This window comes from Kamptonema formosum PCC 6407 (assembly GCF_000332155.1).
GTDB classification, from domain to species: Bacteria; Cyanobacteriota; Cyanobacteriia; order Cyanobacteriales; family Microcoleaceae; genus Kamptonema; species Kamptonema formosum.
Map to the genome: position 1 here is coordinate 6,355 of NZ_KB235899.1, position 457 is coordinate 6,811.

Below are 457 nucleotides of genomic sequence, written 5' to 3' on the forward strand. Positions count from 1 at the left end.
AAGGAGAAGAATATCTCTGTACTACCTGCCTCTACCACGAAGACGACACCTGTAACTTTCCGCAACGTCCCTTTGCCCAAGATTGTACGCTTTATCACGATCGCTCTGAACCAATTTTGCCCCTCAGCAGTCAATACATTAGTGGCAGTTGGCCCCAACTTGTCAAAAGCTGGTGTCAGCGCAATATCTTTTGGTTATTCCTGCTCGGTCTGGTAATTGTCAGTCTACTATTATCTCTTTGATTAAAAAGAGGGGCTAGGGGCTACGATGCTCAGGGCTAGGGAAAGAGAGGGGGGAGGGGGAGATGGGGGAAGATGGGGGAAGATGGGGGGAGATGGGGGAGGATGGGGTAATTAGCCATTAGCCATTAGCCATTAGCCATTAGCCATTAGCCATTAGCCATTAGCCATTAGCCATTAGCCATTAGCCATTAGCCATTAGCCATTAGCCATTAGCT

1 protein-coding gene is annotated in these 457 nt (G+C 48.4%); it reads left to right on the forward strand.

Going from position 1 to position 457, the window contains the following annotated elements; genetic code table 11:
* The coding region (locus OSCIL6407_RS35850; protein ID WP_019486959.1) for a hypothetical protein at positions 1 to 242 on the forward strand (242 nt) is incomplete at its 5' end.
* Positions 243 to 457 lie beyond the last annotated feature (215 nt).